We start from the raw sequence: 23,199 nt of genomic DNA on the forward strand, positions 1-23,199 counted from the left end.
GCAAAAGGGAGAGTTGACTTCTTGGCGTCTCGACGGGGTGGAAATGCTTGCAGCGGCGCCGCGAATCAACATTTGGCGGGCGCCGACCGATAACGATGACGGCGGCGGGAATCGGAGCTTCGGCGCTCAGTGGCGCAAAGCGGGCCTCGATGCGGCGCAGTGGCAGGCGGGCAGCGTTCAGCTCGAAAAGAATAAATTCGGAGCGACGCTGAAAGTGACGGGGCGATTGCGTGCTGCAGGCGGAGATCTGCCTGCGCAGGTGACCTACGCCATCGCAGGAGACGGGGAAATCACCGTATCGGTAAAGCTTACGGTTCCCGAATCGATCCCGACTCTGCCGCGCGTCGGCATGGAGTGGCGGCTGCGCAAGGATCTGGAACAAGTCAAATGGCTCGGCCGCGGACCGCATGAAAATTACATCGACCGAAAAGAGAGCGCGCGCTTTGGGCTTTATGATTTGAATGTGCACGATCTTTATTTCCCCTACGTCAAACCGCAGGAGAACGGCAACCGCAGCGATGTGAGCGCACTTTTGATTCACAATCCCTCGCTCGGCTTGTTTGTAAAGGGCGAACCGACCTTTGAATTCAGCGCAACGTTTTACTCGCTGGATAACTTGACCCAAGCCAAACACATCACCGACATTGTCGAGGCGCCGTTTACAACATTGAATATCGACTATCGCCAGGCAGGGCTCGGCGGCGATGACAGTTGGAGTCCGCGCACGCATCCCGAGTACCGCCTTTCGGCGCGCGAATACGCCTGGCAGTATCGTATCAAACCCGTGAACGTACAAGAGAACTCGTTCGAGCTGCTCTGTAAGTAGAATCATTTCAATGTGGAGAGGTTATGAAAAAGACGTGTGCCCTTTTCTTGCTTCTGGTCACATCTCTTTCTGCCAAAGAGTGGTCGGAAACGCCGGAACAAAAAGCTCAGCGCATGCAGTGGTGGACCGAAGCCCGTTTCGGCATGTTCATTCATTGGGGATTGTACGCCATGGCTGCGCGTCACGAATGGGTAAAAAGTCACGAGCGCATTTCCAATGAGGATTATCAAAAATATTTTGAGTTATGGTATCCTGACCTTTACAATCCGAGCGAATGGGCAAAAGCGGCAAAACGAGCCGGCATGCGCTATTTTGTCGTGACGACAAAGCATCATGAAGGTTTTTGCCTGTGGGACAGCAAATATACGGATTATAAAGCTACCAATACGCCCTGGGGCAAGGATTTGCTGCGGCCGATGGTCGAGGCGTTTCGCGCCGAAGGATTAAAAGTCGGTTTTTACTATTCGTTGATCGATTGGCATCATCCCGACTTTACGGTCGACCGCTTTCACCCCATGCGCGACAATCCACAGGAGCGCGCCAAAAACAAGAATCGCGATATGAAGCGGTATGCCGAGTATGTCTACAATCAAGTTAAAGAGCTGATGACCGAGTTCGGCACCATCGACTGCCTCTTTCTTGATTTCAGTTATCCCGGTGATGACGGTAAAGGCCGCAACGACTGGCAATCGGAGAGGCTCGTCCGCATGATCCGCGAGCTGCAGCCCAACATCATCATCAATGACCGTGCCGATCTGCTAGACAAGCCGTGGGGCTGGGATTTCCGCACGCCCGAGCAGTTCATGCCGCGCGAATGGGTCAAATTTGACGGTAAACCGGTGCCCTGGGAAACTTGTCAGACGTTTTCCGGCTCTTGGGGGTATCATCGCGATGAGGATACCTGGAAGAGTCCTCGTCAGTTGGTGACCATGCTCATCGAGACAGTCAGCAAAGGCGGCAATTTGCTGCTCAACGTCGGTCCCACCGCGCGCGGCACTTTCGACGATCGGGCATTGAGTCGTCTACAGGCCATCGGTCAATGGATGGATCTACACAACCGTTCCATTTACGGCTGCACGGCTGCCCCGCAAGAGTTCAAAACGCCGCAAAATTGCTTTCTGACGTACAATCCAAAAACAAACCGCCTCTATGTTCACGTGCTGGAGTGGCCCTTCAGCGGTCTGCACCTTGACGGCTATGCCGGAAAAATCAAATATGCCCAGCTGCTCAACGACAGCTCGGAGATCAATTTTTCGGAAAATCAAAGCGGAGAGGTCGGCGGCCGAGATGTGGTTACTCTGCATCTGCCGGTCAAACAGCCGTCCGTTATCGTTCCCGTCATAGAACTTTTTCTCAAATGAGAACGTTCTTCAAATGCTTTTACATGTTTTTAAGGAATTGTAGATTGAAAAATATCTTGCATCTTTAAAACGCGTTTGATACTTTACGCCGAAAATTGGCAAAAAATGAATTGAACTTTTTATTGAGGTGCGAATGAGCGCAGCATTTATTGACGACGACGATGATTACACCGATGAGTCCTTCGATTTCGAAGACAAAGAGTCCGAAGAAGAAGAGGAAGATTTCGGCCTCTTTGAAGATGAAGAACCCACCGAAGAACACCTCGACGAAGTGATAGAAGACGAGGATTGGGAAGAGGAGCCGGAAGACGCTCTGGTGGAAGACAAGGAATGGGAAGAGGAATTCTGGGATGATGAGGAATGGGAAGACGAGGAGTTGCTGGATGAGGAGGAAGAAGAGGAGGAGGACGAATATGTTGATGACGAGTGGGATGAATTGGAGGACGACGATTGGCTCGACGGCACTCCCGAATGGGAAGGCGATGATGAGTGGGAATAATCTTTGAATGATCAGAGGTCAGCTTTCGCAGGCAGTAAAAGGAAAACCATTCCGAAAGCGCCGTTGGTAGGGGTCGGTGTCATCGTTAAGCGCGGAAAAGAATTCGTTCTGATAAAAAGACGAAAAGAGCCTGCCAAGGGAATGTGGACAATTCCCGGCGGGCACGTAGAGTTCGGAGAGTCGCTGGAAGAGGCGGCACGCCGTGAGATTCGCGAAGAGTGCAGCCTGGAAATCGGCAGGCTGGAGCCGATTCATGTTTTCGATATTATCGATAAGGAGGGAGATAAAGTGCGACGCCATCTGGTCGTCATCGATTATTATGCAGACTATGCCGGCGGTATTCTTACGGCCGGAGACGACGCCGAAGCAGCCGGCTGGTTCACTATAGAGGATTTGGACTCCCTGCCCTGCCCGCCGAATCTCCGAAAGGTGATCCAAAAGGCTTTAGCAGAATAAGAATTTGCAAACAGCGGAGGAACGGGTTGAAATATTCGGTTCAAACAAAGGACGGCGTCGAAATTCTTGCTTTGGAAGATGAGCGGCTGGATACGACCGTGGCGCCCGAGCTCAAAGCCAGACTTTTGGCGATGATCGAAAAAGGCAAAAAGGTGCTTTTGGATTTGGAAAAGGTCCAGTATGCCGACAGCTCAGGATTGGGCGCCATCCTGTTGGGCTATCGTCAGGCGCGAGATCTGGGGGCTAAATTTGCCGTCTGCAACGTCCAGGGACGCGTACGGGCGCTCATCGACATTGCGCAATTAAACGACAAGATCACCATATTTAGGGATACGGACGAAGCCTTGCGAACTTTATAGATGGAAAGAAAAAGGCGCTGCATCAAGCAGCGCCTTTTTTGTTGAACTGCGGCGCGGTGCTTCACCATGTCAGGGTGACAAATTCATGAGCAGCCGCTCGTTTCTCCGCAATTGAGGCATTTGTAACAGGCGCCGTTACGCACCATGATGCTGCCGCAGCCCGAACATGCGGGGGCGTCCTGATCGAGGAGAAACGTCGAGTCGCTCGAGCGGCTCTGCTGTTTTAGGAGCTGCTGCGTTTCCAAATTGCGGCTCTCGACGCCGGTCAGAGTATGCAGCTGCGGTTCCGAAGAGCTGTCGCTCTCAGCCGGCTTGAGATAACGCATTTCCAGCCAGCGGAAAATATAGTCTGCCACCGAGCTGGCAATGCGGATCTTGGGGTTGTTGGTAAAACCATACGGCTCAAAGCGAGTGTGCGAGAATTTGCGCACATAAGTTTCCAAGGGAACGCCGCTTTGCAGGCCGATGGAGATGGCGGTTGCAAAAACGTCCATTAAACCGGAAACCGTGGACCCTTCTTTGGCCATGCGAATAAAGATTTCGCCCGGTGTTCCGTCGTCGTACTCGCCGACCGTGATATATCCCTCATGGCCGCCGATTTCGAACTTGTGGGTCACGGCCTTGCGTTCATCGGGCAACCGGCGACGCACACCCCGCGACCCCAGAGGAGCGTAAGAGGCGTTCTCTTCATTTTTTCCGGTCGAAAGCGGCTGCGTGCGCTTGGAACCGTCGCGATAGATGGCTATGGACTTGAGCCCCATCTTCCAGGCCTGCATATAGGTATTTTCGATGTCCTCCGGAGTGGCATCGTTGGGCATATTGACGGTTTTAGAGATGGCGCCGGAAAGGAACGACTGAACCGCCGCCATCATTCGCACGTGACCCAAGTAGTGGATAAAGCGTTTGCCTTTGAGCGGTTTGAAGGCGCAGTCGAACACCGGCAGATGTTCTTCTTTCAGGTGCGGTGCTCCTTCGATGGTGTCGAACTGATCGATGTAATTGAGGATATCCTTGATCTGCTCCTGGGCGTATTTGAGGCGTTTCAGAGCTTCTTTGACCGTATTGTTGACCAATTTGATCTGGCCGCCGCCGACGAGATTTTTGAATTTAACGAGCGCCAGCTCCGGCTCGATCCCGGTCGTATCGCAGTCCATCATAAAGCCGATGGTTCCTGTGGGCGCCAAAACCGTAACCTGGGCGTTGCGATAACCATAACGTTTGCCCATTTCGGCGGCGTCGTTCCACGCCTCCTTGACGGCGGCGAGAAGAGAAGAGGGAACCAGCTTGGGGTCGATCTTTTCTTCCACCGCGTCCTGATGCATTCTGATGACCCGCAGCATCGGCTCGCGGTTTTTCTCAAATTCTTCAAAAGGACCCATGGAACCGGCAAGAATGGCGGAGGAGAGATAGGCCTGCCCGGTCATCAGCGCCGTAATCGCTGCGGCCATGGCGCGGCCTTCATCGCTGTCGTACGGCATACCGTAGTACATCAGCAGCGCGCCGAGGTTGGCGTACCCCAGCCCCAAAGGCCGGAAACGGTGACTGTTGCGGGTAATTTTTTCCGTGGGATACGAAGCGTTGTCGACAATAATTTCCTGGGCAATGATCATCACGTGCACGGCGCGGCGAAAGGATTCGACATCGAAGGAGCCGTCTTTTTTAATAAATTTCATCAAGTTCAAGGAGGCGAGGTTGCAGGAGGAATCATCGATAAACATGTATTCGCTGCAGGGATTCGAGGCATTGATCGGCGCAGAGTTTGGACAGGTGTGCCACTTGTTGATGGTGGTATGAAACTGAATGCCCGGATCGCCGCAAATGTGCGCCGCTTCACAGATTTGTTTCATGATGTCGCGCGCACGGTAGCGGTCGATGATTTCGCCCGTTGTTACGGCGCGCGTACACCATTCGCGGTCCTCTTCGACGGCCTTCATAAACTCATCGGTCACCCGCACGCTGTTGTTCGAATTTTGGAAAAAGACCGAGCTGTAGGCCTCGCCATTGAATGAGCCGTCATAGCCGGCATCGATCAGCGCCCAGGCTTTTTTCTCTTCATTGGCCTTGCAATTGATGAATTCCACGATGTCGGGATGATCGACGTTGAGGATCACCATTTTGGCCGCGCGCCGCGTTTTACCGCCCGATTTAATAACGCCGGCAAATGCATCATAGCCCCGCATAAACGACACCGGTCCCGAAGCGTGTCCGCCGGTGCTCAAATATTCCTTTGACGACCGCAATGTGGAAAAGTTGGTGCCCGTCCCGGACCCCCACTTGAAAAGCAGCCCTTCGGTCTTGGCTAAATCCAGAATCGAGCCCATGTCATCCTCGACCGAATTGATAAAGCAGGCTGAGCATTGCGGCTTTTCTTCGCAGCCCAAATTGAACCAGACCGGACTGTTAAAGGAGGCCTTCTGATTGACGAGAAGGTGCGTCAATTCTGCCTCAAAGACATCGGCCTCTTCCTGGGAGGAGAAATACTGATCCTTCAGTCCCCATTGCTTCAGCGTCGTCACGACGCGGTCGATCATTTCCTTGACGCTGGTCTCCTGCTTTCCTTTGTCGCGATAGGTGTGAAAATATTTCGAAGCCACAATGTTGATCGCCGTCTGCGACCAACTTTTGGGGACCTCGACGTTTTCGCGCTGAAAAAGGACCTGGCCCTTATCGTTGGTGATAGTAGCCGTGCGGTATTCCCATTCGATTTCGTCGTAAGGATGCCGACCGGCGGTCGTGAAATGGCGCACCAACTGCAGCTTTTTGGCGCTGCCGTTGGACGGAATTTTAAAAATCTTTTGATCGATCGCCTCCACTGCGTTTGCGGCATCGCCGAAATCGATTTGCAGCTCGGTAATTTTTTTCATCCTTCCCCTCGTCATCCAGGAAATTCAAAAGGCCTATCTATGGCGGGAATCAAAGACCCGCTGGGCAATATATCAATCGCTATGTGCAATGTCAATAAAAAAATCTATATCTTGTGTTAATTTTTAGACAGACATCAATAAATTGAACATTTGATGCAGCTGACCTAACACGGCACATCGAATCATAATTCCCAAAAATGCATTGCAAGAAAAAAATATTGCAAAGCGCATGGCAACAACGGCGTATCATTACAAAAGATGAAGAAAAAATTTAACCACCTATTTGAGGTGACACTTTAATTATCGGCCATGCAGGAGAGCTTTGGTCATTGGACCAGTGTCCGCAAACTGCTTCCTGATAATAAAAGATGTTGAAATCGAATTCTTGCCGAAACGCGCTTTGCAACAGCATCTTGAATTTTTATGCATGATCCGTTCATGGTTATGAGCTGACTGCAGCCGAAATTTCGTTTAACTTTATCGAATAGCTCGCCGGCAGGCTCGATAGGGCATTCAATTTTCTATTCTTCCGGATAAATCCACGGTGCGCGATAGGCGCGTCGCAAGAGCTTGTTGGCCTCATCGTCGTTCGGGCAGCGTTCGGCGCGGCCGTCCCAGCGAATGCCGCGCCCCAGTTTATGCGACAGCATGCCGAGGAGGCTCATATTGGTCGATCGGTGCAGGATTTCGATGTCGCATACCGGTTTTTGCCGCGTCTTGATGCATCGCATAAAGTCGGCCCATAGTTCGGGGATGTTTTGATCATCCGGCTGATGCAGTTTTGGGTCTTCGTGGATGAGTTTTCCGCTCTTTTTCGCCGGATAGAACGTCCAACCGTCATGCCAGCCGATATGCACAATGCCCTCCGTGCCGTAAAAGTAGATGCCCAGGGGATGCTTTTCGCAATCGTTGCCTCCGTAACGCCGCGTCTCCCACACGGCGGTAAAGGTCTCGAATTGGAAATTGACGCTTTGTGTATCGGGGGCATCGGGGTTATCTTGGGCGATGAATTTTCCTCCCGCAGAATGCACATACGTCGGGTAGAGCTCCTCAGACCACCAAAGGATGTGGTCCATCCAGTGGACGCCCCAATCCCCCAACGTGCCGTTGGCAAAGTCGAGGAACTGACGAAAACCCCGCGGGTGGATGCGGCGATTGAAAGGCCGCAGGGGCGCGGGGCCGCAGTACAAGTCCCAATCGAGACCGTCCGGCGGATCTTCATCCGGCGTCATTTCCCCGGGGCCGCCGCTGGAAAAAACAAAAGCGCGAATAAAGCCGATTTTTCCGGCGCCGCCCTTTTTCAAAAAGTCGATGGCCGCCATATTATGTGGGGAAACACGGCGGTGAGTGCCGACCTGAACGATGCGGCCGTATTTCCGCGCCGCATTCACCATGGCGCGGCCTTCCATGATGGTGTGTCCAATCGGCTTTTCGACGTACACATCGGCACCCGCCTTGACGGCATCAATGGTCTGCAGGGCATGCCAATGGTCGGGTGAGGCGACGATGGCAATTTCCGGCTTGACCTCGTGCAAAAGGTCGCGGTAGTCGTTGTACATTTTCGGCTTGCGGCCGGTGAGCTTTTCGATTTCTGCTGCCGCGTTTTCGCGAATTGTGCGATCGACATCGCACAGAGCGGTCATCTCAACCTCGCCGCTTTGCAGCGCCATGCGCGCGATGTTCATTCCCCACCAGCCCGAACCGATGAGCGCCGTTCGATACTTTTTCGGCTGCATTCCCAGGAGCGCCGGCATTCCCAGTGCCGCAGCTCCCGCAACTGATTTAACGAATGTCCTGCGATTCATTTGATCCCTCGCAATTAAACACCGAATACTTGTCGCATCTTTTTCAGCCCTGTTTCTGCCGCAGTTTTAGGATCGAGCTGCCACAAAGCGGGGCTGAACAGCTCGAGCGAAAGCACCACAGGCGTTTTTTCCTGCAGCAGAGCTTTGAGCAGCGGCCACGGCGCGACGCCGTCTCCGGGAAGAAGACGGTCGGCGTCTTTTAGCTGTTCCCGGGGAATGTTTGCAGGGAAATCGTTCAGGTGAAAGATTTGAAGAACACTCGGCGCGACATAACCGAGCGCCGTGAACGGCGTGCCGCCGCGATGGAGATGATACACATCGGCGAGGATGCCTGCCTGGGCTATGCCCGACTGCGCAACGATGCACAACGCGTCGCCGAGGGTGCCGACGTTGGCCGAGAAACCCCAGATTTCAAGCTGCGGCGCCAATCCGACGCTGCGCACGGTCTCGGCGGCCTCGGCAAAACGGGCGGCGGCAAGATCAAGATCGATTTTTGCCGATGTCATTCCTGCAGGCGGCAGAGCGATGCGACGGCAGCCGAGCTCAGCCAAGAGCTCGCACGTTGCGCGCAGCTGCGTCAGCGCTTCTCTCCGTTCTGTTTCGTCATCGACAAGCCATCGCGGAAAATCGATGGCGTTCTCGATCGTCAAGCCCAAGTCGGAAATCGCCGCCGCGATGCTCTGCAACGAGGTGCCGCTTTGCAGCGCCGCCTGCACGTCTCGGACCCAAATCTCCACACTGCGGAATCCTGCCGATGCCGCCGTCGACAACGCCTTCATCAGGCCCAGCTTTGAACCGTTGATCGTGCTGGTGTTGAGACAGAAACGAAACGGTTCATCGCCTGTGCAGCCGGCACATCGGAGCATCGATGCGGCCGAGAGCGCGAAAAAGGCTCGAAAAACTTCGCGCCGCGTCACTGCTTTTTCTCCTGATGGTTCCATTCCTTCAGGAAATGGTTGACCCAAAGGTTATTGCGATCGAGTTCGGCTGAAGTCAAAAGGGATGAGCGCGCGCCGACTATGTCGCCCAAACCGGCTTTTCCTAGAGCAATGAGATAGTGAGCGGCGGCCGAGCGTTTGTTCGGCGTCGTTTTTTCGCCGAATTTGGCGAAAAAGTCCAAATCGCTTTCACGACGCAGCTGCGCTTCTCCGTTTTCGATCAGTGCACGATACAATTGCTCGGCCCGCGCAGATAAACCTAAACGTTCCAGCGCGAATGCTTTAAAATAGAGAAGAGGCCCGTAGACGTCAAGCTGCGCAGCCTTTTCAAACGCCCGACGGGCTTTTTCTTCTTGATGCAAAGCCGTGTATGCTTGGCCGATCAGTGTCCAAGTGCGGCACGACTGGGCATCATGAATCGGTCGGCCGACTTGGAGATTGTCTGGATAATCGAGGGCTGCCGTAAAGTCGGCCAAAGCCTGCTGCGGTCGGTTTTCCTTAAGGCGCTTCAAGCCGCGTAAAAGATGGGCATCGACGAAAAGGTCATGAATTTCGCCTCCGCCTTCCCAAACATGGAAAGGATGGGTAGAAAGCACACCAATCGCCTCGTCGTAACGTTCGGCAAGGAGCTGGACTTCGATATAGCGCGCCAAGGCATCGTCGCGGCGAAAGGCGATGCGGCTTCGTTTGTCGAACAGCTTTAGTCGCTTTTCCAAGGGTACATTGAGCTGATCATATACGACGTCCAGTTCATAGAGCACCCGTGCGTCGTTTGGATTTTTCGCAACGGCGTTTTCGTAGCATGTTGCCGCCTGGGAATAGTCGTGGAGCGAATGAGCGTATCCAAAGCCGAGATTTCGCCACGCCAAAGCATAGTTCGGATCAAGCTGAGCGGCTTGGCGCCAGCATTCCATCGCTTTTTGCGGTTGAAGGTCGTAATAGAGATTGCCCAAAGCGGTATAAACTTGGGCGGTGGGAAGATTGGCGGCAGCATACTCCAGCGCCGGAATCGATTCCAAGCGGAAAGGGAAGCAATAGGTGTGCGACGAACCTACTGCCTGGTGCAGGATCCGCTTCGCCTGCAGCGAGTCGCCTACGGCAGCAAGCTGATAGGCGAGGTCGTAGAGAACCATCGGCGAGCCCGAGTCCTTTAGAGCCGTCAGGAGCGAGATCGCTTCCTGACGAAAACCTGCGGATTCCAGCCAGGTTGCAACTTCCAGAAGCGTTTCGGTCTCGTGCGTTTCGGCATACTTTGCGGGATTCGGCGAAAGGAGCCATTGCGCCCAGGGATCGAGAGGATCGAGAGCCGACACCGACTGCAGGATCTCTTCCGCACGGCGAAAGTCTCTCAGCTTTTGCAGAATCATGGCCTTGAGGCAAAGCGCGCGGGTATTTTGGGTGTTGGTTGCCAATGAGGCGTCAATGTGTTCCAAGGCTCTTTCCCAGTCGCTTCTGCGGCAATCGATTTCCGCCAGCTGAAAAAAAGCGGCCGAGCGCTGGGCCATGTCCCAGGCGGCGCGATAGAACGCATCGTATGCGGCGTCCTCTTTGCCGAGAAATCGGCGGACGACGCCCAAATAGTAAAGGGCTTCGGCATCGCGGGGACGCGTATAGTTGCGGGTCAGGCGCCGAACCGCAGCTTCAAGTCTCGCTTCTGCCTCATGATAAAGGCCTCGCTGAATGTACAAAATGCCCAGCTGGGTGTTCGTTCGGGAGTCCAAGGAGTCCCGCTGCAGCACCTGTTCGTAATAAGGATAAGGGTCGACCAGAGGATTGTGAAATTGATCGAGGCGCAGGCCGGTAAGATAGAGCTCTTCATTGTGCGGATAGGTTTCGGGAGCGCGCGGCGGCTCGACCGGCTGAGGTCGCGGTTCGCCCGGACGCGACTTTGGGGTATAACTCAGCAGCGTCGTGTCGTTCTTTATCACTTCTGCCGTGAGGTCCTGCTCGTTAATGGAAAAAGGAACCGGAATGCGGAACTGCTTCGGCTGAGCCGGTGAAACAAAAATCTTTTCTTCGAATAGAGTACGGTCTTTAGTTTTAAGACGGACAGTCGCGTTTTCGATTGGGCGGGTCGAATTCAAATTGAAAATGATCGAGTCTCCAGTCATCTTTAGGAACAGGGCGCCGTTGCGGTTTGCATACGAGAGACCCTGCATATTGCGGATAGGGAACCAGGTCTGCCGAATCGTTTTCATTTCGAACGGCTGAATCCAGCTGTAATCCGGTTGGTTGTCAGAATAGGCGCCCGCCATCAGCTCCAGATAGGGTCCGTCGGCATCGGTAAGAATCTTGTCCCACATCTTGCCTTCTTCTCCGCAACCGAACGTAAAGAACTTTTTGCCCGGTGCGAGATGAACATCGGCCACATAGGCGACGCCGGCTTGTTTGCCGTGATCATAACCGCCGAAATAGTCGGAGGTGTGATCCCACGCGAAAAAAGAAACCGGCTTGGGCAAATTCTTCCACCAGCTGATGTCAACATCATTGTACTCGAACCCACCATAGCGATCATTTGCAATCGGCCAGGAGGCAAATTCGCTTTTGGCGTGCTGCACAACGTACTCGACTTCAGGCGGAAAGAGCACCTGATAAGTGGAATCCACATGCACGGCCGGATTGGCAAAGTAAAGGAACGAGTGAACGAACGGGGTGGGATTAAAAAACTTGAGGTCTACCGTGAGAAGATTGGAATTGTCCGTAAGAGTGATGCCGATCACCATGCGCAGGCGCTGGCGATAATCGATTTCCGACATCCAAAGGGTAACGCTTCCGTCCGCGTTCTGCTGCAGGCGGTAATCGACCGGCATAAAGGTGCGCGCCCGATGATGATGCGGAAAGTTCCATTCGACGCCCCCGGAAATCCATGCCCCCAACATGCCGATCAATGAGGGCTTGATGACGTTTTGCCGGTAAAAAAAGTGATAACCGTTGGTCTTATCAACGGCTTCAAAGATGCGGCCGCCGATTTCCGGCAGCACGCACAAGCGGATATACTCGTTCTCCAAATAGACGGCGCGGTAGGTTTTGTCGGTTTTGACGTTGGACAAAACATCGGAAATCGGATAGGGATAGATACGGCCTTGAGCGCCTTGATAAACTCTGCCGGTGTAAAAACGCGGATTGGGATCCGGCGGTTCGATGCCGTAGGTTGGGAGAATCAGCTCTTTTTCGACGATGGAGGCTGAAAACAGAGGGGAAAGGAAGCAAAGAATCCCCCAAATCAACAGAGCAAAGACGGCTTTGCGCAACATGCCTGCTCCTTTCTTGTTCGACGAAAAAAGGTAGACATCAGATCGGCGAAAGTCAAATGGGGGAATGTAAAAAGTTGTGTAGAGGCGGATGGCCTCTACACAACTCGAAAACGATCGGATTTTTTGCGGCGGCTGATTATCGGCCGATTCTGCCTTGATCGTGGCTTTTGCAGATGACGCGGCAGCTTTTTTCGCAACCTGATTTTAGCGACATTCTTCCTTGGGTAAAGGCATCGACGACGCTGCGCTGACTGCAGTAGGCGGGAGAATTGATCTTGCAGTCCCTTGCCTCATACATCGTTTCGCAGGGGCCTAAACACAACAGCACCACGGCGCCGGAAAGCGCGGCCTTAAAAATGGGCAGCTCGGCATCAACTTCCAAAGTCTCTAGAGCTGCGTCGGTCTTGCCCAAGCGGTTTTTGGGCACAAAAAAGGTGAGTTTGTCAGGAGTGCCGACTCTTTGCACATCGATTTGATAATAATTCGGCCGGTTCGGCGGAGGGGTGATCGTAACCTGAATCGAAAACCAATTGCCGATTTTGAGAGTTGTGGTTCCGGGGCTGTAAAAAGTCTTTCCGTTTATCAGCTTAACCAAATCGAGCGCGGCCGTCAATTCTGCTTTTCCGAAAACGTTCCCGGTGAGATCAGAAAACTGAAAAACCGAAATGATCTCCTTGCTGATGGGATCCTGAAATATATCTTGTTGATACACTGCCTCTTGATTGCACAAAATTCCCTGCACGTAACCGACATAGATCAGCTTGTTTCCAGGTGGCGTAACAGGAAGTCGTTGATTACAGCTGACTCCGGCGAGAAAAATGAGAAGGGCGAAGGCTGCTGAAACAGCCATAACCCGCTGATTTCGCTGCAAAAATGCCGATGCTGATATCATTTGTAATACTCCTCTGTAATTTGGGTGTCATCCTGTCGTAAAAACACGACACCGCTCGGCTTCATTTCACCTTTTAAATACAGAAAACAAGTTGAATTGCATACAGAGATTGCATGCAAACGTGTCCGCGCCGAACATCGCACCTTTGATATGCAACCATCGTGCCGGAAGAACGGCTATGCCGAACGAGCCTCGTTGATTGACCCAATCCGCAGACAGCGAGAAACCGGGGAGTCGCCGCCATTCGAGCCGTACACCTCCGAACCAACCTTCGATTTCACTTTGTTGGTTGGCGTAGAGCGGATGACTGTATCCGAGCGAAGGATAAAGGCCCCACGTCCCACAAGTCAGTCGTTTGCCGACGACGAGGTAGGTTGCGGCAAAATGGCGGGCTGTTCCCTCTTCGATGGTCGAAAAGAGGTCGTGAAAGCCCAAAACCAAAGCCGGCAACTTTTTCGTTTCACGCTGCAGTCGGATGCGCAGCACCGGCGACCGATCGACGGTGTGCGTGGCTTCCTTCGGAAGATCAAGTTGTCGCGTCAAACGCAAATCCAGCTCTAAAAAGGGAAGAAAGGTCAACGAAGCAAAAACTGTTACGGCGTTCCGCCGATGCTCAGTGTAATTAAGAATCTCTTTCGGAATGTACGAGGCGCCGAAGCAAAAGGTGCCGTCGCGCAGCATTTCGGCCGTCGGCGCGCGGATAAAGCCCGGCACGCCGCCCAAAGTCTGCCCCGGCGTCATGGCTAAAGATAGCAGGGGGCTGCAAAACAGTAGAAGAAAAATGGAACAAGATGCTTTCATGGTTTTCCTGCGCTCAAGTCAACCGTGCTCTGCAGATAAGCCGGAAAATAGTCGATCAGCAGTTCTTCCATCACTTCGCTCATTTGCAGCAGTTCACCTCTAAAAGTCTCCCGTTTTCCTTGATAGGCAAGAGAAAAGCGTTCGGTCGGCCGTATGCGGAACGCGTTTCGCGCTCGATAGCGGGAAGGCGGCAGGGGCACGGCGACGCGAACCCCGCCGTTCCATTCACCTTCGATCGAATGCGCCCAAAAACCGATGCGAAGATCACTGAAATAGCGAAAGGTGTCGAAGCGCCACCCTTGATCCCCTTTGAGGAAACGATGAAAGCCGAGACATAAAAAGAGCCGACTGGGCCGCCAAAAATAGGTCAACGAGAGTGAACCGGTCAGGGCGTGCAGCGGCTCATAAATAAATTGTCCATGATCCATGACGGCGTACCCGGAATAGCCGATTCGCCCGTCAAGGGCAAATTTTCCTTTGCCGAAATAATGGCGAACCAGTCCCTGCACGCCATATTGGTCGCCGTAAAAATATCCCGCCGAAATATAGAGCCACGTCATGAAAGGGAACCGACGTATGACGGTTATCTGTGTCGGGCCGAGGCGCGGCACGTTTCCAAAAGCCTCCAACTCATTGTAAAGAGGAATGATCAAGGAAAACGACGCAACCCCGCCGTCGAACACTGCAATCCGCAATTCAGGCAAGAGATTGATCTGCATAGCAAGGGGATCGTCATAATTTCCCAGCACCGCATGAAAATTAGGCTGGATAATCAAGTCGGATTTGGCTTTGGACGGATTAGAGATTGCCGCTTTGTCGAGAAAAGGAACAGATCGTTCGAGATTGCCGACTTGAAGATGCGGGAGAAAAATCCGGCGATGATGCTTTTTCGAACGCACTACCTCGATCTCACGCGTTTCCAAAGAGACCATTGGCATGCCGTACCTGATCGGAACGAGGCAAAGCTGAGGATTGCTTGTCGATAGGCTCAAGAGGCTGCGGGCAAAAGCCGTCTGCAGCCCTCTGACCGAGCTGCGATAGGTGACGTTTTCAAAAGTTACGATCGTTGCGCTGCCGACCTTTTGCGCCGTAACGTTTTCATATCCTGCATCAAGGAGTTTTTCTATAATCTTTTGTTCCAATGCCGGTGAGGATTGGGCTGCCGCGATTCCTGCGGATAACAGGAGCCAAAATGTACTTGCGTGAAATAAAGAAAATGCCGTCCAAAATGCTTTCAAGGCTGCGGAACTCGAATGGAAAATCAGTCAGACACAAGGCCGGTTCGGACAGAGAACAAAAATTTTGGCCTCGAACAGTTCATTATATTCCAAAGACCGCTAAAGAAAAAATGCTCAAAATCAAACATGCGACTGCGTCTTTCTCGAGTCATCACTCTGATCCTTATCGTCTCCGGATGATTCCATGTGAATTGTCGCTTCGATATTGAGTTTGTCGCGAATGGTTGTTTCGATCAAGTCTGCCAAGGCATGTGATTGCTTGAGCGAGTATTCGGCCGGCAGAACAATGTGGAACGTCAATTCGGAATGATCGCCGTATTCATGAAGATGAAAATGATGCGCGTTGAGCGGAGCACCGTAAGCATCATCACAAATACTCTTGATGTTGGAGACCATCACGGAATCCGGCGTCTTGCCCAACAAGGGATTGACGGCCTCCAAAATGATGGTCAATGCGGTATAAAAAATAAAAATGGCGATGAGGATCCCCAGAATGCCGTCTATCCACCAGAAATAACGGTTGAAAAAGATTCCCATCAACATAATGATGGAGGAGAGGGCATCGGAGCGGTGGTGCCAAGCGTCCGCTTTTAATGGCTTGGATCCGGTTTTTCGATAAAAAAAGAAAGCGAATTGGGCTAAAAGCTCCTTGACCAGGATGGAGGTAATGGTAGCGATAACCGCAATGCGCCCATATTCGGCAGCTTGTCCGTGCAAAAGTTTTGTTATCGATTCACGAAAGAATTCATAGGCGACGAAGGACAGCAGCATGCCGACGCTGAGAGCGGTAATTAATTCGGCGCGGCCATGGCCGAAAGGATGTTTTTGATCGGGAGGCTTGTGCGAGATCTTGGCGCCGATAAGGATAAAGACCGAAGAGATGCTGTCCGAAAGGGTATGCATGGCGTCAGCCTGCAAAGCTACCGAGCGTGAAACAACTCCGGCGTACCACTTGAATATAAATAAAGTGAAGTTAACGGCAATGGAAACCCAGCCTTCGAGGTAAGAATATTTTTGTTTTGCCTTCACTAGAAACTCGCTTTTTTTATGAATCAATTTAGAAAGATTTGCATCAAAAACAATATAGAACGAGGAAATGAAACTGAATACTTTTTTGCTTTATAAAGCGCATGATCTAAAAATTTTACAAAAAGTGTTTGCTTTTTCGAAAAAAAAATGTAAATTTACTTGTTTTGATGAGGGTTTGTGTCGGGCGAAAGTCCGGCTCAATTCATAATAATCCATTAAAACAAGAGAGACACCGGTTAAAATCGGGTTATGAGAGAGGCCCTGATTTAATCGGAGAGCGCTGAATGCGCACAGTTAACCTAATTGGGAGGTACAAACATGTTCAAAAAATCACTAGTCGCCGTTCTCGGAATTCTGGTGATCGCGGTGGCTTTCACCGGCTGCGCCAAAGCTCCGCAGGCACTGGTCGACTCCACAAAGGCTGCTTTGGATGCTGCCAAGGCTGCCGAGGCTGACCGCTACGTCCCGGCCGAATTCAAGGCTGCTCAGGATTCTCTGAATGCGGCTTTGGCCGAGATCGAAACTCAGAACGCCAAGTTCGCCCTGATGCGCAGCTACAAGAAGGCTCAGGCCTCTTTGGAAGCCGCCACTGCCAAGGCCAACGAAGCTGCTGCTAAAGTAGCTGAGGCGAAAGAGGCGGTAAAGAATGAAGTTGTCCAGAAACAGGCTGATCTGGCTGCCGCGATCGAGGAAGCCAACAAGCTGTTCAAGAAGGCTCCGCGCGGCAAAGAGAGCCGTGAAGTCCTGACGGCCATCAAAGCCGATATCGAGGCTGTCGTTGCTTCTCAGCCCGACATTCAAGCCACTTTTGATTCAGGCGACTATTTGACTGCTCGCGACAAAGTGAACGCCGCTTTGGCCAAGATCAAAGGCGTTACCGACGAGCTGAATCAGGCGATTGCGAAAAAGAATCGCTAATCCATAGCTGATTGCTGTAACGTTGTTAATCGAACCTCGGCGTTGAATCTCAACGCCGAGGTTTTTTGTATCCGGAAATCGGTCCATCATACATGTTGCTCGATTACTCTTTTCTATCCGATTTCAAGCCGTTCAAAAAAAGATCACCGGCTCAAGAGCGCTACAAAAAATCATACCTTCTGGGCGTTGCGCTGCTCCTGGTAACGACCATCGTTCTTTTTATCCTTCAATTTATCCTGGCCCCGCAGCCGCCGGTGCTGTTGATTCGAGAAAGTTACTTGGCCTTATCCTCTGCCAAGGAAGCCAAAGCCGATGAATATGCCGCGGAAACTTATCGCCAGGCGGAAGAGAGTTGGGAAAATTTGCTTCGATATTGGCGCAGTGAAAATAAGAAATGGCGGGTTAGTCGCGATTATGTAGAGCTTGCAAAATTGGCCCTGCAGACAAAAACACTGTGTGAGGAGGCCAAAAAAAAGTCTCAGTATCAACAGGATTCTTTACGCAGCAGGATAACTATTGCGGCTGCGCTTTTACGGCAAAAAGTGTCAGAGTATAAAGCCGAGTACGGTAATCTTCCCGTCGAAAAGTCGGCGTTGAGACGCATGTCTGAATGTGAGCTGCTGCTGAGAGAGGGAGAGCAGGCGGCGTTGCGCGGCAGGTACCATCAAGCCCTTCAGTGCATTTCGCAAGCCGAGAGCAAACTGAACGGAATTCCGCACGAGGTGGATCAATTGTTGACCTCCTATCTTCGACAGTTACCGACATGGCGCAGGTGGGTCGAGGAAACGCTGAATTGGTCGCGGGAAAACGATAAAGAGGTTATTATTGTCAACAAACTTGCGAGAAAGCTGCAGGTTTACCGCAGCGGTTTGCTCCTGCATGAATTTTCCGTCGAGTTTGGACGCAATTGGTTGGGAGCCAAACGCTATCGCGGCGACGGCGCCACGCCGGAAGGAAAATATCACATCCTGCATAAAAAAGGCCGTAAAGAAACCCGCTATTATTTGGCACTGGAAATCGACTATCCGAATGAAAGCGATCGCGAGGCCTTTGAACTGGCCAAACGAAAAGGAGAGATCAGCGCCGATGCTCACATCGGCGGCCTCATTGAAATTCACGGCGAGGGCGGTCGCGGTGTTAATTGGACCGAAGGGTGCGTAGCGTTGAAAAACTCGGATATGGAAAAACTCTATAATCTGGTCGATGAAGGGACGCCGGTTACCATCGTCGGATCCCTCAACGGCTATAAAAAATAATAGATTGCATTAACCTATGGATGAAAGAGAAGTAGAAAAAGCAGTGACCTCATCCGGCGAGAAAATCCGGTCGAACCGTACGGCTGCAGCTATTTTTCGCGCCTTGGGTGCGGCGGCTTTTGTGCTGCTTTTGCTGAGTGTAATATTATTCTGGTACGCCGATAGAATTCGCGACTTTGCCTTGGACTTAACGGGACCCAAGACGGCGGTTGTCGCAGATCTCCCCTCAGCCAATCAGTTTGCCAAAGAGCTGCAGCGGCTTAGGAAAACGATCGAGGCGCAAAGGTCGCGCCTGGCCAATTTGATTCCGAAAACTCCCTACTTGATTATCAATACATCGGAAAATAAAATCACCCTCATGAAGGAAAATGAAGTACTTCATGAAGGCCTTTGTTCGACCGGCAGCTATACGGTTCTGAAAACCGCCGACGGCAAGGAGATGTGGATCTTTCAGACGCCGCGCGGCATGCTGCGGGTGCAGAACAAGCTGGTCAATCCGGTTTGGCGTATGCCGGACTGGGCGTTTATCGAAGAGGGGTTGCCGGTGCCGCCGCCTTATGCTCCCGAGCGTTATGAGAGAAACGTGTTGGGCGATTATGCGCTCGACTTGGGCCGCGGCTATTTGATACACGGTACGCTCTATCAACGTTTCCTCGGCATGCCGGTTACGCACGGATGCGTACGCCTGGGCGACCAGGAATTGGAAATCGTCTATCATACTTTGGACATTGGTTCGAAGGTCTATATCTATTGACAGATCTTGTCAAATTCTTGCAAAGGTGAGGGGATGAGCCGTTTTTCGATTTTTTACGGAAAAAAGTGGGTGACCACTCTTTTCCTGTTTCTTGTTACGATTCCTTTCGCGCTCCTCGCCGTTTATCTTATCGTTCTGCCGATGCAAAACTTTTCGCACTCCTTGGCCCCGACTAAAGAAGAAAAGGCAGAGTACGACAGCCTCACCGCTGCTTCCGAGGGCGCTTATGCGGATCAAATCGATAAGTTGCGCGGCTTGCGACTCGAAAACGCCTCCCTGCAGGCGCTCCTGCAGGCAGCCCGTACTGATTCGGTCTATTTTGTGCTGAATCTCAAAGACAGCGTATTGAGCATCAACATCAAGGGCGTGCCGGTGCGGAAGAGCAAGTTGAATCGTCATTACCGTTCGGCAGCGCTGGAAATCGTCAAGGACTCACCGCAGGCGGAAGGCTGGCTGTCAAAGCCGCTCATCGCCCGCAAGTCGTGGAGCAGTTTCGTCAAGCATCCCTACAAAATTAAAAATGCACCGCGGGATACTCTTGAGGCCATGGCGATGAAAATGGACATCATGAAACCGGAACCGATCGATGCCTATTGCGCCATTTTGTTCGATCGCAACGTGCTGCTGCGCATGCGGCAGGTAGAGCCGCCGTCGCGCGAAGGGTGGCGCAAGCGGCTGAGCTACGAAGCCTCTTATCGACTCGATCGCTTGAAGGAAATCATCGATGCCGCAGCCAGGCGCGAAATTCCGCAGCATTATTTGATCATTGATTTAGCCTTGCCGCGCAACGACATTGTCGCCATGTATCGCGCTGTGCCGCATCGCTGTCAAATGGTATTGATTTTCTAAGTCGGCGGACTCCGCCGGATGGAAGCAAGGAGGAAAGGGAGATGAAATACAGGGTTTTGGGAAAGACCGGTTTGAACGTGTCGGAAATCGGATTCGGTGCCTGGGCAATTGGCGAAGCCGCATGGGGCAGCCAGCCTGAGCATGAGTCGATTGCCGCGCTGCATCGTGCCATTGATTTGGGCGTCAATTTCATCGACACTGCAGCCGGTTACGGCGACGGGAAAAGCGAACGAATCATCGGCCGCGTACTGAAAGAGAGACGGGAACGGGTTTATGTCGCCACCAAAACGCCGCCGACTCCCGGGCCTTGGCCGCCGAGTCCTTACTGCAATGTCGATGAACGGTATCCGGAATCCTATTTGCGCCGAAACGTCGAAGAGCGCCTTCGCAATCTGCAAACGGACTGCCTGGACATCCTGCAGCTGCACACGTGGACGCGCGCCTGGAACCGCAACCCGCGGCCTTTCGAAATTCTCCGTAAGTTGCAGTCCGAAGGCAAGATTCGCTTCATCGGTGTCTCGACGCCCGAACACGATCAAAATGCAGTCAATGATTTGATGCGGCAAGGGTGGGTCGATACGGTGCAGGTGATCTATAATATTTTCGAGCAGGAACCGGCTGCCGAGCTGCTTCCTTTAGCCCAAGAGACGAATACCGGCATCATTGTCCGAGTCGTTTTCGATGAAGGCGTTCTGACCGGCAAGTACAGCAAAGATTCGCAGTTTCCGGAGGGCGACTTTAGGCGGCGCTATTTTGCCGGCGATCGGTTGGCGCGCGCCGTAGAGAGAGTGGAAGCCATTAAGCAGGAACTTGTCGGTACACAGTTTACCATGGCCCAGGCTGCCGTGAAATGGGCGCTGATGCATCCTGCTGTCGGCACGGTCATTACCGGAATCCGCAACAGTTTGCAGGCTGAGGCCAACGCCGCCGTTTCCGATCTGCCCGATCTGCCGGAGGATCTAATGGTGCGGCTCAGAAAACATGCCTGGCTTCGGGCTTTTTGGTATAGCGGTAAATAAAACGCGACAACTCGGCCAAAAGATATCACTTTTGCCTTAATCGATAGGTGACGTGATCGAAAACACGCTGCAGAATCTTCAGTTCCAAGGTATAAAGCTGACTTATAAGGCGCGCGACTTTTTGCGTCCGCGCGAGATTTTGCTCAGCGAAGTGCCGATCAAGCCGGGTGACGCCGTGCTCGACTACGGCTGCGGCCCGGGCAGCTATACCTTTGTCGTCAGCAAGATTGTCGGACCGCAGGGACGCGTTTATGCGCTGGATGTCGAGCCGCTGGTCATCAAGCATGTCGAAAATCTCATCCGCAAACGAAATATCGAGAATATCCGCACGATTCTGTCTGATTGTGAAACCGGTCTGCCGGACGAGAGCATTGACGTCATCCTGCTCTTCGATATTTTTCATCTTTTTAATGACCCCAACCGAAATCTACGCGAACTGCATCGGGTTTTAAAAAAGAACGGAATTCTCTCTTTTTCCGATCACCACATGGATAGGCAGTCGATTCTCGAGGGGATGACCGCCGGGGGATGGTTTCGGTTTCTCGGCCAAGGCAGCTATGTCTTCACCTTCACCAAGAACCTGCCTTAAGAGGCAAAAGGCGGATCTGCCGTCTCTTTTCAATTCGGCCACTTTCTTCAGAGTAACCAAATTGTCCTTGATTTAGGCCGGCGCGGGTGTTAAATTTCTTTGCCGTCTGCGGAATGCCGCAGCGGTTCGACGTGTTAACCTTGCAGCCTTTTGGCCGGCTTTTCCGATAATTCACAAGGCGAATCTTGAGTCCGACAAAGAGTATCTCCGATTTCGATGCAACGATGATGCGGCGCGCCCTTCGGTTGGCGGAAAAAGGGCGAGGAGCCGTCAGTCCGAATCCGATGGTGGGAGCGGTCATCGTCAAAGAAGGCCGAATAATCGGTGAGGGATGGCACGAACAATACGGTAAGGCGCATGCCGAGGTCAACGCCATTCATCGCTCAGTCGGAGACCTGCGGGGGGCAACGATGTATGTGACGTTGGAACCATGCAATCATACGGGCAAGACCGGCCCCTGCACAATGGCCATTCTGGAAAGCGGCATTTCCGAAGTTGTGGTTGCTTTGCGTGACCCCAATCCCCTAGTCAATGGTCAAGGCATCAATTTTTTACGCACCAAAGGCATCACGGTTCGTGAAGGGGTGCTGGAAGAAGAAGCCCGAGCGCTCAACAAGGGCTACTGCAAGCATGTGAAAACCGGTCTTCCTTATGTACTTTTAAAAATGGCGCAGACGCTCGACGGGCGCATCGCAGCAAGCAGCGGGCAGTCGAAATGGGTGACGGGAGAGGGCGCCCGATTGGCGGCGCGCAAACTTCGCGCGCAGCATGATGCCATTTTGGTCGGAATCAACACCATATTGGCCGACGATCCGCATTTGACCGTCAGTCCGGCCAAAGGTGCTCCGCCTCTGCGCGTCATTCTCGACAGCAGGCTTCGTATTCCATTGGATGCAAACGTTGTGTCCGACGAGATGCCGCACAAAACGCTCATTTTTACGACGGAACAGGCCTCGAAAGAAAAAGTGGCGCGCATTACCGAGCGGGGCGTGCTGGTCAAAATTCTCGAGGCCGATGAACGCGGTCTCATCCCGATCCCGTCCATTTTGCGTACGCTCGGTCAAATGGGCGTGACGTCGATCATGATCGAAGGCGGCAGTCGGGTGCATACGGAATGTCTGAGACGCGGTTGTGCGGATGAAATCGTCATCTTTATTGCGCCCAAAATTCTCGGCGAGGGTGTAAATGCCATCGGCGATTTGGGGATCCGCAACGTCAATGCGGCTTTAGAGCTGGAAATTATGTCCATCAAGCGGCTCGAAAAGGACTTTATGGTGACGGCTTTGTTCAAGCCGAACCCTTACGGTTCCTGAGCATGTTTACCGGCTTGATCGAAACAGTCGGACGAATCGTCCGCATAACAGGCGGCAGGGACGGCCGCACGATCGGCATCGAGGCCGAGTTCCCCAACCGCGACCTGAGAATCGGCGACAGCATAGCCGTCGACGGCGTCTGCCTGACGGTTACGGAAGAAAAGGGCACTTTTTTCGCC

At 52.6% G+C, this 23,199-nt stretch carries 21 protein-coding genes; 13 read left to right on the top strand and 8 right to left on the bottom strand.

Annotated features, from left to right (window positions below):
• From ONB24_08455 to ONB24_08475, 5 genes are all read left to right on the top strand, one after another.
• Nucleotides 1-826 (top strand): beta-galactosidase small subunit (locus ONB24_08455; protein ID MDZ7316139.1); only part of this gene is annotated, 826 nt, incomplete at its 5' end.
• Between the two features lie 23 nt (nucleotides 827-849).
• Nucleotides 850-2,187 carry an alpha-L-fucosidase gene (locus tag ONB24_08460; GenBank protein MDZ7316140.1) on the top strand — a complete coding sequence of 446 codons (1,338 nt, stop codon included), beginning with the start codon at nucleotides 850-852 and terminating at the stop codon, nucleotides 2,185-2,187.
• A 133-nt stretch (nucleotides 2,188-2,320) separates the two neighbouring features.
• Complete coding sequence (locus ONB24_08465) at nucleotides 2,321-2,686, top strand: hypothetical protein (GenBank protein MDZ7316141.1); 366 nt, start codon at nucleotides 2,321-2,323, stop codon at nucleotides 2,684-2,686.
• Between the two features lie 3 nt (nucleotides 2,687-2,689).
• Nucleotides 2,690-3,142 (top strand): NUDIX hydrolase, encoded by a 453-nt coding sequence (locus ONB24_08470; GenBank protein ID MDZ7316142.1) that lies wholly within the window; start codon nucleotides 2,690-2,692, stop codon nucleotides 3,140-3,142.
• A 26-nt stretch (nucleotides 3,143-3,168) separates the two neighbouring features.
• A complete protein-coding gene (locus ONB24_08475; protein ID MDZ7316143.1) occupies nucleotides 3,169-3,501 on the top strand; it encodes an STAS domain-containing protein in 333 nt (110 codons plus the stop codon).
• An 83-nt stretch (nucleotides 3,502-3,584) separates the two neighbouring features.
• Here the strand turns inward: ONB24_08475 and ONB24_08480 are convergent, their stop codons facing one another.
• From ONB24_08480 to ONB24_08515, 8 genes are all read right to left on the bottom strand, one after another.
• Nucleotides 3,585-6,365 (bottom strand): vitamin B12-dependent ribonucleotide reductase, encoded by a 2,781-nt coding sequence (locus tag ONB24_08480; GenBank protein MDZ7316144.1) that lies wholly within the window; start codon nucleotides 6,363-6,365, stop codon nucleotides 3,585-3,587.
• A gap of 521 nt (nucleotides 6,366-6,886) precedes the next feature.
• Entirely contained in the window at nucleotides 6,887-8,170 is a 1,284-nt protein-coding gene (locus tag ONB24_08485) for a Gfo/Idh/MocA family oxidoreductase (GenBank protein MDZ7316145.1), read from the bottom strand.
• Nucleotides 8,171-8,184: 14 nt separating this feature from the next.
• Complete coding sequence (locus tag ONB24_08490) at nucleotides 8,185-9,087, bottom strand: sugar phosphate isomerase/epimerase (protein MDZ7316146.1); 903 nt, start codon at nucleotides 9,085-9,087, stop codon at nucleotides 8,185-8,187.
• The gene (locus ONB24_08495) at nucleotides 9,084-12,362 is read right to left on the bottom strand and encodes a DUF5107 domain-containing protein (protein MDZ7316147.1); all 3,279 of its coding nucleotides are present in this window, start codon (nucleotides 12,360-12,362) and stop codon (nucleotides 9,084-9,086) included. The genes ONB24_08490 and ONB24_08495 overlap by 4 nt, the downstream gene beginning before the upstream one ends.
• A 136-nt stretch (nucleotides 12,363-12,498) precedes the next feature.
• A complete protein-coding gene (locus ONB24_08500) occupies nucleotides 12,499-13,254 on the bottom strand; it encodes a hypothetical protein (GenBank protein MDZ7316148.1) in 756 nt (251 codons plus the stop codon).
• 66 nt (nucleotides 13,255-13,320) lie between these two features.
• Nucleotides 13,321-14,055 carry a YjbH domain-containing protein gene (locus ONB24_08505; GenBank protein MDZ7316149.1) on the bottom strand — a complete coding sequence of 245 codons (735 nt, stop codon included), beginning with the start codon at nucleotides 14,053-14,055 and terminating at the stop codon, nucleotides 13,321-13,323.
• Nucleotides 14,052-15,293 carry a YjbH domain-containing protein gene (locus ONB24_08510; GenBank protein MDZ7316150.1) on the bottom strand — a complete coding sequence of 414 codons (1,242 nt, stop codon included), beginning with the start codon at nucleotides 15,291-15,293 and terminating at the stop codon, nucleotides 14,052-14,054. The genes ONB24_08505 and ONB24_08510 overlap by 4 nt, the downstream gene beginning before the upstream one ends.
• A gap of 120 nt (nucleotides 15,294-15,413) precedes the next feature.
• A complete protein-coding gene (locus ONB24_08515; protein MDZ7316151.1) occupies nucleotides 15,414-16,322 on the bottom strand; it encodes a cation diffusion facilitator family transporter in 909 nt (302 codons plus the stop codon).
• A 318-nt stretch (nucleotides 16,323-16,640) separates the two neighbouring features.
• Here ONB24_08515 and ONB24_08520 point away from each other — a divergent pair, with 318 nt between their 5' ends.
• The 8 genes from ONB24_08520 to ONB24_08555 all read left to right on the top strand — a co-directional run.
• On the top strand, nucleotides 16,641-17,240 hold the full coding sequence (locus tag ONB24_08520) for a DUF4398 domain-containing protein (protein MDZ7316152.1): 600 nt from the start codon (nucleotides 16,641-16,643) through the stop codon (nucleotides 17,238-17,240).
• Nucleotides 17,241-17,332: 92 nt separating this feature from the next.
• Entirely contained in the window at nucleotides 17,333-18,496 is a 1,164-nt protein-coding gene (locus ONB24_08525) for a L,D-transpeptidase (GenBank protein MDZ7316153.1), read from the top strand.
• 16 nt (nucleotides 18,497-18,512) lie between these two features.
• Nucleotides 18,513-19,250: a L,D-transpeptidase gene (locus ONB24_08530; GenBank protein ID MDZ7316154.1), complete on the top strand. Its 738-nt coding sequence runs from the start codon at nucleotides 18,513-18,515 to the stop codon at nucleotides 19,248-19,250.
• Nucleotides 19,251-19,283: 33 nt separating this feature from the next.
• The gene (locus ONB24_08535; protein ID MDZ7316155.1) at nucleotides 19,284-20,099 is read left to right on the top strand and encodes a hypothetical protein; all 816 of its coding nucleotides are present in this window, start codon (nucleotides 19,284-19,286) and stop codon (nucleotides 20,097-20,099) included.
• A gap of 41 nt (nucleotides 20,100-20,140) precedes the next feature.
• The gene (locus tag ONB24_08540) at nucleotides 20,141-21,118 is read left to right on the top strand and encodes an aldo/keto reductase (GenBank protein ID MDZ7316156.1); all 978 of its coding nucleotides are present in this window, start codon (nucleotides 20,141-20,143) and stop codon (nucleotides 21,116-21,118) included.
• 52 nt (nucleotides 21,119-21,170) lie between these two features.
• Nucleotides 21,171-21,707, top strand: coding sequence for a class I SAM-dependent methyltransferase (locus tag ONB24_08545; protein ID MDZ7316157.1), 537 nt, complete (start codon nucleotides 21,171-21,173; stop codon nucleotides 21,705-21,707).
• 185 nt (nucleotides 21,708-21,892) lie between these two features.
• On the top strand, nucleotides 21,893-23,020 hold the full coding sequence (ribD, locus tag ONB24_08550) for a bifunctional diaminohydroxyphosphoribosylaminopyrimidine deaminase/5-amino-6-(5-phosphoribosylamino)uracil reductase RibD (protein MDZ7316158.1): 1,128 nt from the start codon (nucleotides 21,893-21,895) through the stop codon (nucleotides 23,018-23,020).
• A 2-nt stretch (nucleotides 23,021-23,022) separates the two neighbouring features.
• Nucleotides 23,023-23,199, top strand: a 177-nt coding sequence (locus ONB24_08555) for a riboflavin synthase (GenBank protein ID MDZ7316159.1), incomplete at its 3' end; no start/stop codon positions are given.

This window comes from candidate division KSB1 bacterium, assembly GCA_034505495.1.
Lineage (GTDB): Bacteria > Zhuqueibacterota > Zhuqueibacteria > Residuimicrobiales > Krinioviventaceae > Fontimicrobium_A.

What these genes read in the sequence shown, in the direction of transcription:
- ONB24_08485 (MDZ7316145.1), bottom strand. Translation starts at nt 8,170, where the DNA reads ATGAATCGCAGGACATTCGTTAAATCAGTTGCGGGAGCTGCGGCACTG.
- ONB24_08535 (MDZ7316155.1), top strand. Translation starts at nt 19,284, where the DNA reads ATGAGCCGTTTTTCGATTTTTTACGGAAAAAAGTGGGTGACCACTCTT.
- ONB24_08525 (MDZ7316153.1), top strand. Translation starts at nt 17,333, where the DNA reads ATGTTGCTCGATTACTCTTTTCTATCCGATTTCAAGCCGTTCAAAAAA.
- ONB24_08460 (MDZ7316140.1), top strand. Translation starts at nt 850, where the DNA reads ATGAAAAAGACGTGTGCCCTTTTCTTGCTTCTGGTCACATCTCTTTCT.
- ONB24_08465 (MDZ7316141.1), top strand. Translation starts at nt 2,321, where the DNA reads ATGAGCGCAGCATTTATTGACGACGACGATGATTACACCGATGAGTCC.
- ONB24_08500 (MDZ7316148.1), bottom strand. Translation starts at nt 13,254, where the DNA reads ATGATATCAGCATCGGCATTTTTGCAGCGAAATCAGCGGGTTATGGCT.
- ONB24_08540 (MDZ7316156.1), top strand. Translation starts at nt 20,141, where the DNA reads ATGAAATACAGGGTTTTGGGAAAGACCGGTTTGAACGTGTCGGAAATC.
- ONB24_08520 (MDZ7316152.1), top strand. Translation starts at nt 16,641, where the DNA reads ATGTTCAAAAAATCACTAGTCGCCGTTCTCGGAATTCTGGTGATCGCG.
- ONB24_08480 (MDZ7316144.1), bottom strand. Translation starts at nt 6,365, where the DNA reads ATGAAAAAAATTACCGAGCTGCAAATCGATTTCGGCGATGCCGCAAAC.
- ONB24_08530 (MDZ7316154.1), top strand. Translation starts at nt 18,513, where the DNA reads ATGGATGAAAGAGAAGTAGAAAAAGCAGTGACCTCATCCGGCGAGAAA.
- ONB24_08505 (MDZ7316149.1), bottom strand. Translation starts at nt 14,055, where the DNA reads ATGAAAGCATCTTGTTCCATTTTTCTTCTACTGTTTTGCAGCCCCCTG.
- ONB24_08495 (MDZ7316147.1), bottom strand. Translation starts at nt 12,362, where the DNA reads ATGTTGCGCAAAGCCGTCTTTGCTCTGTTGATTTGGGGGATTCTTTGC.